The 12,616-nt window shown below is 41.1% G+C and carries 7 protein-coding genes; all 7 read right to left on the bottom strand.

From position 1 onward, the window contains the following. Position 1 precedes the first annotated feature (1 nt). Entirely contained in the window at positions 2–676 is a 675-nt protein-coding gene (gene pgmB, locus LLF92_02545; GenBank protein MCE5339996.1) for a beta-phosphoglucomutase, read from the bottom strand. Beyond that, positions 660–2,903 carry a hypothetical protein gene (locus LLF92_02540; protein MCE5339995.1) on the bottom strand — a complete coding sequence of 748 codons (2,244 nt, stop codon included), beginning with the start codon at positions 2,901–2,903 and terminating at the stop codon, positions 660–662. The genes pgmB and LLF92_02540 overlap by 17 nt, the downstream gene beginning before the upstream one ends. 80 nt (positions 2,904–2,983) lie before the next feature. Then, entirely contained in the window at positions 2,984–5,518 is a 2,535-nt protein-coding gene (locus tag LLF92_02535; protein ID MCE5339994.1) for a hypothetical protein, read from the bottom strand. A 43-nt stretch (positions 5,519–5,561) separates the two neighbouring features. Then, positions 5,562–7,121 (bottom strand): sialate O-acetylesterase, encoded by a 1,560-nt coding sequence (locus tag LLF92_02530; GenBank protein ID MCE5339993.1) that lies wholly within the window; start codon positions 7,119–7,121, stop codon positions 5,562–5,564. A 77-nt stretch (positions 7,122–7,198) separates the two neighbouring features. After that, entirely contained in the window at positions 7,199–9,754 is a 2,556-nt protein-coding gene (locus LLF92_02525) for a hypothetical protein (GenBank protein MCE5339992.1), read from the bottom strand. A 73-nt stretch (positions 9,755–9,827) separates the two neighbouring features. After that, entirely contained in the window at positions 9,828–10,742 is a 915-nt protein-coding gene (locus tag LLF92_02520; protein ID MCE5339991.1) for a type II secretion system GspH family protein, read from the bottom strand. 46 nt (positions 10,743–10,788) lie between these two features. Continuing rightward, a complete protein-coding gene (locus LLF92_02515) occupies positions 10,789–12,582 on the bottom strand; it encodes a hypothetical protein (GenBank protein ID MCE5339990.1) in 1,794 nt (597 codons plus the stop codon). Between the last annotated feature and the right edge of the window lie 34 nt (positions 12,583–12,616).

Here is a 12,616-nt window from a genome sequence, read left to right as displayed (position 1 = left end):
TTTACCCCCATGCCGTTTCTATATTTCCCCATGAAAGCAATTTAATGGAATTCACAACAATGTCAGCTTCGTGTAAGATACTGCTGCTTCCTATACCAATGCTCTTCATTCCAGCTTTTTTGGCAGCCCGAACACCTGCGGCGGAATCCTCGATTACAAGGCACTCCTGCGGCAGTAAATGCAAACGTTCGGCAGCAATTATAAATCCCTCCGGATGAGGTTTAGAGTTTTTTACATCTTTTCCGCTTACAACAACATCAAACATTAAACCGGCTCCCAGCTTTTCTATGACAAGGCCGGCATTTTTACTGGCGGAATAAACCGCGATTTTAATTCCTTTCGATTTTAAGCAGTCAATCAAACTTTTGACATTTTCAATGAAATCAGAAGGTTTAAGGCTGTCAAGTAATTCTACATAAAAAGAATTCTTTTTATGAGCAAGTTCCTGACGCTCTGAAGGAAAATACTCTCTGCCTGCTTTTTCTAAGATAATATCGAGACTTTCTGCGCGGCTGACTCCTTTGAGGCGTTCATTTATGCCTTCATTAAATTCAATATTTTCCTGATTAGCTATTTTCTTCCAGGCAAGATAATGTAATCCTGCTGTGTTTACAATCACTCCATCCAGGTCAAATATTACTGCTTTAAGGCATGTGTTATTAGAAATTCTTAACATATTCACGTTCCTCATCAAGCAGAATTTTCTGACCGTATAAGTGTATTTCCAGGCGATCGCCAGTGAGTTTTATACGAATCGAACTATGGTTTACTTTAATTAACAGAGTTCGAGAATGATAACTAATTGTAAATTGTAACGCCTTAATTTGCTTTGGCAGTGACGGACTGATATTCAGATTAGATGATAATAACATCACCCCGCCAAAACCATAAACGGCCGCCAGCCATGTTCCGGCCGCACAACCAATATGAACTCCGTCAGAAACATTTTTATCAAGATGCAGGTTATTCATATCCTGCAGGGCTGTTAAACGAAAATCATCATACGACTTTTCCGCAATGCCCAGCCTTTGCCCCATAATACAATATATCGAAGGACTTAAAGATGAACCATTAAGACATCTTTCGCGATAATAAGAATAACTTGCTTTTTTAACCTCATCGCTGAATAGCTCAGGGAAAAGATAATGCATCATCACAACATCCGCCTGTTTACTCATCTGTGAAGCACCTTCATACGAATAATCTTGGGAGAGTTGTCCGTTTTCAAGAGTTACATCCGGCAAATCGAAGAAGCCTCTGTGCTGCTCACAGACATTATCTCGTACACGAGGAAACGCCACCGCACCACTAATATGAACTAACTCTGATTTTAATTTTTCATCCCAGCCTGTTTGCTCTGCTAATCTCTTAAATAAATTTGAATCCTGCTGATAGAGAGAATCCATACATTCAACAGCCTTGAGCATATTCCATTTAGCAATGCAAAGAGTATAATAATTGTCATCTGCGTTAATTTGATACTCATCCGGTCCAACAATATTTTCCAAATGATACAAACCATCTGCGCCTTTCGTGAAAGCAGAAGCCCAGAATTTTGCTGTTTCAACAATAACTTCAATGCCACACTTATTGAAGAATGTTTGATCACCGGTCCATTGCAAATAATTCCAGAATGCATACGCAACTGCGCCTGAAATATGAATTTCCCTTTTGGAATTTTTCGCCCAGTCAGGAGGCGTAACATCAAGACCAGTGTGAGTGCTTGTCCAAGGAAATTTTGCACCCTGTAAACCCATTTCTCTTGCATTTTGGCGAGCTGACTCGAGACGTTTATATCTGTAAAGCAGAAGATTTCTCGCAGCCTGCGGCACTGTTGCAATATAAAAAGGTATGAGCCAAAGTTCAGTTTCCCAAAAAACATGACCGAAATAACCATTGCCATGTAATCCGGTCGCACCAATAGATGTGTTCTGATTTTGTAGAGTTCCAAGCTGTATCAAATTTGAGATACACCATCTGGTACCAAGTTCTATCTCTTTTTCACATTCAATATTAACATAGCTGTTATTCCAGGCTTTTTGCCAAAAATAAACATGATTTTTATAATGCAGAGAAATAGAATTCGCGAGCTTCTGCTGTAAAAGCGTCAGGGCTGAATCACTATTCAGTTTACTCAAAGAGGTGGTAAAGCAAACCTGCTTCGTAAAACTGTAAGCAATTCCCTGCTTTGCATCGAGTCTAAATCCTTCACGTATGCCGTTATCAAAAATTTCCATAAACGTTTCGCCATGGCCGGAAGTTTTGGCGGCCAACTGTATTTGTGTCTTTGTTTCGACAACTTCACTAACCATACAGGCAATATCATTATGATTTTCTATTTTTACGATAGTTGTCGGAGATACGTAATCTCGCAATCGCGGCAGGCAATCTGGTTTTGTGTTCTGGAAATTAATGAATTTTATAATCAGCTCTTCTGAATAATTAACAGGTGTAATCTCAACAAGCTGAGCACTATAATCATAATCGCATTTGGAAACAAAAAAAAGTATAGTAATTTTCGTAAGATGCTGATGAAAATCTTCCAGCAGATAATCGCTTATAATCAGGTTTCGCCGCAAATCGAAAGTCCTGGAAAAACCCGCTACACGGCAGTTGATGAAATCTATACTCCTTCCATTTTTAAGTATCTCAATATTTCTGAATACTGGAGTCTCCGCCAGTCCGGGAGTAATTGCCTTATTATAGAGCTCAAGTCCAAATACTTTTTTCTTTTCATGGGTATCCGGTTTATCAAATACGCCGGCAAAATAAGTCTTTGGATCTCGATAGAGAGAAGCAAGTTCTATACTTCCTTTAATCCCTACATAACCATTCGATACGGCCATCAGGCATTCCCAGCCGCGTTCATCCATACATTCAGGCTTATAACTTTCTTGTATCAAAGCCCAATCTTGGTCAATCGAATTCTTTATTTCAGTTATATTCAGATACATAGTAAAATTATTACTCACAATATATTTATTTAATTATTTTTTTGCAAAATGTCCGATTTTTTCATTTTTTTGAAATTTTCAGACAGAAGCTTTAATTCACGTTTTTGGGTTTCTGTGGCAAAACCGTCACAAAGATAGTCCGCCCAAATTAATCCTGGCGATCCACCCTCTTCGTAAGTAGCTTTCCACCAGGGATAAGCCGCCGTCAAACAGTGCACCATAATACCCTTACTTGGCTTTTCAAGATTGTAATTCGTCTTGTATTCAAGACCATAATATTGATTCAACAAAATGTCTCGCATGTGGTCAAATGCCGGCAGAAACATCGGGACAACACCGGCAGAAACCATTTCACGCATAGCCTGACGCCACTGCGACTGACTATAAGGCAGATTTATATAATCACTATAGAAATGCAAAGTGTCTCTCTGTTTTACAACATCATAGACCATCGCGTTACGCCGCTGGGAATAATAAACATGGCGCCAATGCATATCATCAGATTTATTATCCCTTTTGACAACAAGGTTCGCACCTTCGGTACGAGGTGCCAGTTCCGCAGTTGGTATGGTCTTGCGAATAATTTCATTTGTCTGCCGGAGAATTCTCATTCGCAGTTCCGTGCGGAATATATCCCAATCCTCACAAGCAGGAGAAAAATCGCAAAATACAAGATTGGGGTCATCATAGCAGTATCCACCTTTCTCTGCTTTTCCCAACTGCGGATTTATTTCATTAAAATCTTTATAACTCGAATTCCAAGCGGCATTCGCCTTTTCAATCGTTCCGTATTTTTCTTTTACCCACAATCTGAATTCATTTACGCCAAGCGGGCCAACAGCGTAACGAATATTAATATCATCCCTTAGCCAGCCCCATGTATCCTCTATATCGACTGGAACACGACCATCACGAGTTTTGTACCAGGTATCACCCCAGCGTTGATATTGATATTTAACCCATGCAGCGATAACTTCCGGAACAACAGGGTCACTCAAATCCACAAATTCAGTTGGAGCCAAATCTGACTGATACCCGCCGACACCGCCTCTAGCATAATGTATGTTTTTACCTAATAGTGGTTCGGCATTTATGTACCAGCTATACCCCGATGACGGATATAAACTCCAGCCAATAACCTTCATATCAAGTTTACGAATAAGCACATCATAGAAATACTTATAGCAGGCGCTGCTCATTTCCACGTTCTCCCTGCCGCTTATTTCAGGAATCCACCAATTACCTGATGTATTACTGATTAAGTTTATTCCCAAATCTTTTTGTTCTTGAAGATATTCCAACATGTGCTTTTCGGGGAAAGGCCCAAGTTGAAAACCGCTTCGCATACCAGGCATTGATTGTGAAATAATAACAGGTTCTTCAACACCGTTACGATTAAGAACCATATTATTCCGAGGATTGTATTTTATTGCCATCGAATCCATATTGATTTCAATCGGTATTCTGACAACAGAAATTCCATCAGGACGATTCGCTATTAATTTTAGAGTTATTACCTTTGTCCATGGCGCTACCTGGAGAAAGATAGTATCCTTAATAGTATCTTCTCTGAATTTATAAGGATAGATGTTAAAACTTGTCATAAATTCTTCGAATTTCGCGAAGTAGCCAGGCATATGATTTTCCGGTGCAACCATTTCCATTGTATTCTGCACAGGAGTTTGTGAAAATTTCTCTGAAACTGTTATAGGAACCTCAAGCCGTGCAAATTCAGTTCCTGACCATATATTAGCCATCCAATCGTATCTATCATAAAATCTGCATACAAGACGATAGTCTATCCTGTATTTGCCGGGGATAAGGCCAAGATTCTTAGATTCCAATTTAGGGCAATGAAAATTAGTCCATAATTCCACCGATTCGCCCGGATATAGATACGTTAAAAAGCGTTCAAACAGATTCACTGGTTGAGCTCTCCATTCCACTTTACCGCTATCATCCAGCTTTACCAGGTATGGTGACGCGAAACAGCCCGCGAAACCTTCAGGATCAAGGATAGTATCTCCGGTATTAGTGATACGGAACTTGAACCAGACTATATCCGCAGCCCTGATAGTAGAGGATTTAACCATTTCATCCCGCTTAAAAGGAGGAAAAGGACTAATAGGGGTATTAGGGTCTGGACTAAGAGGTATGTATTTATCATTCTGATAATCTGCACTTATGCTGCCAAGGTACTCTATTTTTACATTCATATTCCCCGGAACAGATAAGTCGTAAAGAGGTTTATCGTTTACCTTTTTGCTGTCTTCCAAAGAAACCGCCTCAACTGCAAACCAGCCGCCATCATACGGTTTTCTTTTTAAAATATAATCGATTGGAACAACATCATAGGCATTCGCCTTGGTAGGAATTTTCAGTTCGAGGACTGCACCATCTAAAGTAATTTCTTTTGTGGCAAAAGGTACATTTTTATATTGCTCAAGCTGATTTGTTTTTTTCGCCTCATCAGACAGCGGTGTGTAAGTAAGCAAAGGCATTTGCTGGGCTAAAGAAATATCAGAAAGAACAAACAGTATTAATATTGCCAATTTTTTCTTCATATTCATAAAATCCTTTTTTATAGATTTCCTGCTTGCTAAAAAATTATTTAATCTCTGTAATAAAAGGAGACGCAGGCAACCCTTCCTTGTTCATCAGATTCGGTATTGCCAGTTCATTCCATCCAAAACGTACAGCTGCGGGTTTTTTGATTTCCATATTTGTAATCACTATCGTGTTTCCATCTATCTTAGCATGAGCTTTCAAAAACTTCATATCCGCTGCGGCAATCTCAAAGAAATCGGGATCCTTTCCGTCACGCGTTGCCAAGCCGCTGCCGACATTATTGAAGTCAATACGTATTATTTCGCCTTCTACCGTCATGGCCTTGTACAACGGCCCGGAATAAACTATATCTTTGTGGCCATAGGTATTTGCTAATGCCCACAATGCCAGCCTTTTCCCGACATCCTGCTTATTAACAGGGTGAATATTGGCAACATCATCTACCAAATCCGTAATTACAGCCATTCCGGTGTTTGGAATTGAGAGGCTTGTTAGCTGTGCCTGCCATAACTCCGGTAAACACTCGGGGCGATTATACTTGAAAGGCGCCAACTGCACAAAGTAGAATGGAAAGTTGCCTTCTCCCCAGACAGTCCTCCACCCTCCAACAAGTGCCTGCATTTTATTAAAGTACAGCATTCCATCTCCGTTGTTGGTTTCTCCCTGGTACCAGATTGCCCCACGAATTGCAAATGGTACAAGTGGATTAATCATTGCATTATATAATCCGGTCGGAGAAACTGGTTTACTAAGTGCATGCTCCGGCCATGGCGGTGCATTGATTTTACCGCCGTTAGAAACTGTCACCTGTGCATCCTTTGTCCATGATTCAAGTTTTATCAATGCATTAGGTACAGCCTGATTATATTCACGATTACTCCTTTCGATTTCCTTGACAAAATTATCCAACTGTGCAACCTGGCCAAAACCGACCGGAGGTGTCCAGGGTTCAATAGCCGTACCGCCCCAACTGCTATCGATCAAACCAACAGGAACATTAAGCGTTTTATGAAGCTCTCTGCCATAAAAATATGCGGTTGCCGAAAATCCGCCCCAGCCTCCCATGAAGATGTTTTTCGAATTGCATACACGCCATGTCTCATAACCTTCTTCGTGATTCGCAAAATCCTGCAACGGCATACCTGAAGCAGCTTTTTGCACTTTAAATAATCTGATTTTCGGGTAATTTGCTTCTGCTATTTCCTGCTTACCATTTTTTACAACGTCAATACCCATCTCCATATTTGATTGGCCGGAGCAGACCCACACTTCTCCAATCAACACATCCTTCAACAGAAGTGTATTATTGCCTTTTACGACCAGTTCAACAGGCCCCCCAGCCGTCATCGGTGCAAGTTTAACTTTCCACTGCCCTTTATTGTTTGCAATGGTTTGCGCCTTATTATCGCCAATTACAACCGTCACCGCTTCATTGGCATCAGCCCAGCCCCAGATCGACAGTGCAATTCCTTGCTGCAATACCATTCCATTGCCAAATATCTTCGGTAAACTCACATTCGCAAAAATTTCTGTGACAAAAGATAATATCAATCCGCAGAAAATATATTTAATATTTCTAACCAACCTAAATTTACTCACAATAAAATCCCTCACATTAAAAATTGGAACTATGATTCAGACAACAATCTCATAAAGAAAGATGGGAATGGTATAGACTACCAGCAATTATAATCTGTCGGGTTTGTACACTCCATCCAATTGGATGCTAAAACACAAAAATCATAAAAATCCACTGACTGATCCGGCACAGATAACGGACCGGTAAAATCGCACAGAGATTCCTGATTTTGATTGAGCCATTCAGATGCTAAAGCTGCCAAGTCATACATATTTACATAACAATCCTTTACTCCGGCAACACCTGAAACATCGGCAGTGAGATACCCCATATCGCCGCATTGTACATTGTCATCTGGATGCCAGTATAGAGTTCCAGAACGATCCTCTATTACATCAGGTACGCCATCCGAATCAGTATCTATATCCAGTTCATCATTGGCTACGATAAGGTCATTTTTCCATTCAATGTTATTAGCCGCCTTAAACCATGTTACACCATCTCGAACCATATCGTAATAAATATCGTAACCGCCGATTGTACCGGGTGCAACTATGCCAACATTAAAAGTATAACTCTGACCGGGAGCTACTGTGCCGTTAATTGTAAAACGGCCATTACCGTCATAATCCTCATTTTCCGGTTCAGTTCCTTTTGGTACAATAGCATATGCCAGCCGATATGCTCCTGCTTCTGACCACGTGTCCCAGCCATCATTGCGAACTGTTATCGTTACAGGATAGTTTTTCCCTTTTTCCAATATTCTTGGAATGGTATCGTCAACCCACGTTGCACGATAATTATTATTGCCGCCTTTATAATATCTTAATAGATAATAGAACGTATACGCATCCACTAACTTATGCTGCGAACCTATGGTATTTTGAATATCATTCATCGCACTCGGAGACCAAACAATTGTACGAAACCAGTCAAATAGGACACCTGAGGAATAACGGCGTTTGATTTCATACAAGGACGGATTATCCGGCTGTGTGCGAGCACAAACAGGCACATTAGAAACAAGTGCTTGCGTTGGTGTACTGCTATAAGAACTCCAATCCAATCCTATGCCGTCGCCGCTAAATGGAACAAAGTTTGATGCGTCTGAAACAGTCGGCAATGAAAACTTACCATTAAGCAACCAGCCGGAAATAGAATAATCCAGCATCCTGAAATATTTCCGGCAGTGCTCCTGCCAGATTGGAATTCCGCTGGAATACCCCGATGGACTTCGTGTTCCCGATAATTGATGAGGATTAACATACCCCGCACCGGAGTCACCTGATATAAAATAATCCTTTGAGGTTTTATGCCTGTACATATAATCAAAAACAGCAGAAACCCTATCAATAGTATTGGGAGTTATAGCCCAGCTGCAGTTAACCGCTCCGCGGTTTGGATCATTGTACTTGCCATTGCCCAGCCAGCTCGGAAGCCATGATGCGCTGTCGTAATCCCCCATATACAGCAGAATGTAATGATTTGCGGCAACAGTACCATTGGAATTAATATAGCCTTTAGATACAAGATCCGCATAAGTCGGTGCTGGATTCTGCGTATATCTCCGGCTCTTTAAGGCCGGCATCAGGGCATTGAAGAATGATGCATTACAGAAATAATTCTGCGGCACAGAATCAGCCTCCTCGTATGTATTGTAAGCAGTTAGAAGCGATGTCTGTTCCTGTTCTGTTTTAACTGGATCATGGGAGCCGCCTACACCGCTATTGTTTGTATATTTTTGATCCCAGTTCGTATAACCACATAACTTTATCATTTTGCTGTAATTATTCTTAACATTACATGCATTCAATATTGTCTTAAATGTATTAAGATCTGTTCCAAGGGGTTGCGTAAGATCATCATTGGGATATTCATCTCCCCATGGCGATAACTCGAAGCAAAATCCTTTCTTACTTACACCGTAATCGAGATTGGAAAGACTTGTTTTGTATTGATCAACCCTGCTAAAAAAGCAGCCCCAAAGGTCAAGATTGTACATAATGGTTGTAGGGTCACACAAACCGGTATCAAGATATTTTTCCTTTGCCCAAATATACGCGTCGCATTTTGCGCTTCCGGTAGAAGCTGTTGACGTTTCCCATATAGTACCCGAACCTGTAAATTTACCTGTCAAATCAATCAGCACAGGAAACTGCGGTCCAGTGGCGTAGTTGACAAGATAATTATAAATACTACCAGAAGCGGTTTGTTTGCGAACTGCTATTGCATTTTCCACACCGGCGGCTGTTGTCGCAGCCAGCATCGTCGATCGAACACCGATATTCGGATCAGCATCATAAAGAACCACACCGTTAACATACTTTCCAAAAAGATTTATGTATTGTGTAATATTTCTAACAGTAACAACATTCCACCCCTCACACAAACCACCTGATTCCCTTAAGCGGGCAAGCCATATATAATCATCATCTGTAAAACTAAGGAATATTCGTGGTGCTTCACGGTTCGCTAATCCCTGAATGCACACTGCCATATGTCTGGTATCATAACTTTTTCCAAAATCAGTGCTGGGTCCCAAAAACCTCAAATCCCAGTGATAAATCGTTGGTTTTTGAGCCGCATTGGCAAAACCTGAAAAAATAACCAAATAGAGCAAAATGTAAATCATCTTGTGAAAACAAGTGTTCATTTAATATTCCTATCCTATGTTTAAAATTCACTTAGCAACGACTCATCACCCGGCTGGCTGTTCTCACGCTCTATTAGTGCCATCCTATCTGGTCACCTGGAACCCATGCCGCATGGGTATCTGCGAATATTGCACTGCTGCCACCGGAATTTTGTTTGTGGTGACTTTTGTAATTAAATATAATATTAGGAGAGGTAAGATTTCTATCATAATCACGGCTTTCACCCATCACGCAATAAGAAACAGTCGCTTCGGACAAACTGGAAATTTTTATCGGAACCTGAACCCCATTAATTATTTTATTACTGAGATGCGTTCTTCCTTCCCAAACTATAGGATTTTCCAAGTCCGGCAAGCCTCGTAATCTACCATAATTGTCGTAGGTAGAATTCCACGGCAGTGCAGCATACTTAGGTCTCAGACCGGGAGCAATGCCCCACCAGGCAGCCATATCTTCGTCTTTAACACGTCCGTACGCAAACGTGCTGAATGTCTCAAATTTCCCTTTAAAATTTTGTTTAGTAAATTCTGTCCCATTTACTGCTACAGTTCCTTCGTATTTTCTGTCGGTTTCAGTAGCTTTTCCGCGAGCGAACGGACAAATATAAAAGCTTGGAAGATACTTTTCAACATATGTGGCTACTTTGCCATTATACTGCAATCCCCATGTTCCTTCCGGATCCAAACTGGACGGCAGGTGTTTCGTTTGTTCCGAGTAGTTGCGCAACGCAATTGATATATAAGAATTTTTAACTTTAACGCCACCTGTATTCTTGGCCCAACGATTAAACACAATTGGGACTGCTCCATTATACTCAGATCGGTACGCAGCTATGATAGTTCCAACTTGCTTGCAATTTGCAAGGCATGTTATCACCTTAGCCTGCTCCCTGGCTTTGCCTAATGCTGGCATGAGCACTGCCAGAAGCATTGCGATAATCGATATCACTACAAGCAACTCAACTAACGTAAAGCCTTTCCATTTCATTTTTAAAAACCTTCTTTCTTGCATATTACTTACTTTTTAGCTTTATCTATTCCATTAACCAATTTTGGGCAAAAATAACAAAATCAGCAAAATTAATTAAACAATCATTATTTAAATCCTGAACCATAGTTGCGCTGCAGGTAGGCAGTTTCACAAATGTTATATCATCAATGTCTATTGTACCTGTACCGCCAGTTCCATCATCATCAGAGACACCGAATATAATACCGGTCAAATCTTCGATACTGTCTGTGTTGTCGTAACCATTTCTAAACATCATACCATCTAAATCAATAGACCATTCATACCACTCATCAGGATGTGCATAAGATGAACCTTCTGATTTTACAAGCCACGCTTCTGCAGCAATATTGCCTACCTGATAGCCGTAATCCAGAAATTTTACATACAGAAGATTCTCTTGACTGTTACCTGCATGACGTTTTATCCAAACCCTCATTTGATCATAATTAACAAGATTCGTAAGATGATTATCGAAGTAATAAACTATTTCTGTAAAGTTATGATTGTCACCACTCGTATCAATACTGTTGTAATCCCAGGTCATCGCCTGCGAACCGCTATGAGCATCAGCAGGGTTAGTAATCAAATCAAACTGGCTGATTGTGGCTGCGCCTAAAGTCGCTGCGTAATAATATTCTTCCCAGTTGCTGCTTAAAGGCAGACTCGCTCCGTATGCCTCAAAATCTCCATTTTCAACCTGATCAACAACCAAAGGAGTTGCAGTGTAATCGTTAAGCCATTCGCCTGTCATTAAGCCCAAATCATTCATGTCAATATCGCGGTCGCCGTCAAAGTCCCCTACCTTTGCCAGCACACTCATTTCTTTTGCAGACAGCTCTCTGTTATAAATACGAAGATCTGACATTTCTCCAAGAAACCTGCCGCCAGCACCGTTTCCAAAGAAGAACATAAAGTCAGATTTATCATTAACGTCTTGAAGAGGCATACCTTGTTCAACATCAAGAACACCGTCTGTATAGAGTCTTATCGTCCCCGCACCATCGAACGCCGCCGCCACATGGTGCCATTGGCCATCAGTAACATCCGAGGTTGAAGTAGCGGGATATTCACCGTATGCGCTAAAGAATGAGTTTCCCGTGCTTGTAACTGATAATCGTTTATATCCATCAAACCAATCGAAATACGGATCATAGCATCTCTGCAATATAGTCCCTCCTTTATTTGTTGTCTTTACCCACGCCGCCCATGTAAAAGGTTTTTTTGTGTCCAGCTGCGGTATGCTGCCCGAAAATGCCCGAACGGTATCATCTTCGAAAGAAAATGACGAGCCTGTAAAGTGAGATGTCGGAGTAGCACCGGAATCCCATGCTATGCCGCCATTATGGCCGCCAAGTGATGAATCCTTGAAATAACCCTCGCCAGCAGCATATGTCTCATCCATTTTGTATCGTATCACCAAATTCGGATCAGCATCGGTTCTGCCGTCAATTACTTCTATCTGGTAGTCAGTAAGTGCGTGATCATAGATGCGTAAATCTTTCATTTCGCCAACATAACCGCCCCACGCGCAGGCACCGAACCAATATTTGAAGCTATCAGATGCTGTAGCCAGGCCCGGGAACCAATTATTTCCCTCGCCGAAAGCATAATCAAGAGCAGCTCTTTGGCCATCAACATAGATACCTACATTTTCCCAATAATTAACTACGGTAACGGTGTGCCATGTGCCGTCATTAACGGCCGCTTCTGTCTGAACCCAATTTGCACCCTCCATGGAAAATCGTACTTTGCCATTGACAATGCCCACGCATTGGTTAGTACTGTCATGATTGTAGCGATCGTCGCTATGGTTTATAAAACCGCCATTAGTTGTCTGCGTTGTTTTAATC

The sequence above is a fragment of the Planctomycetaceae bacterium genome, from assembly GCA_021371795.1.
GTDB lineage: Bacteria > Planctomycetota > Phycisphaerae > Sedimentisphaerales > UBA12454 > UBA12454.
This window is presented reverse-complemented; position numbering and strand designations above follow the sequence as displayed.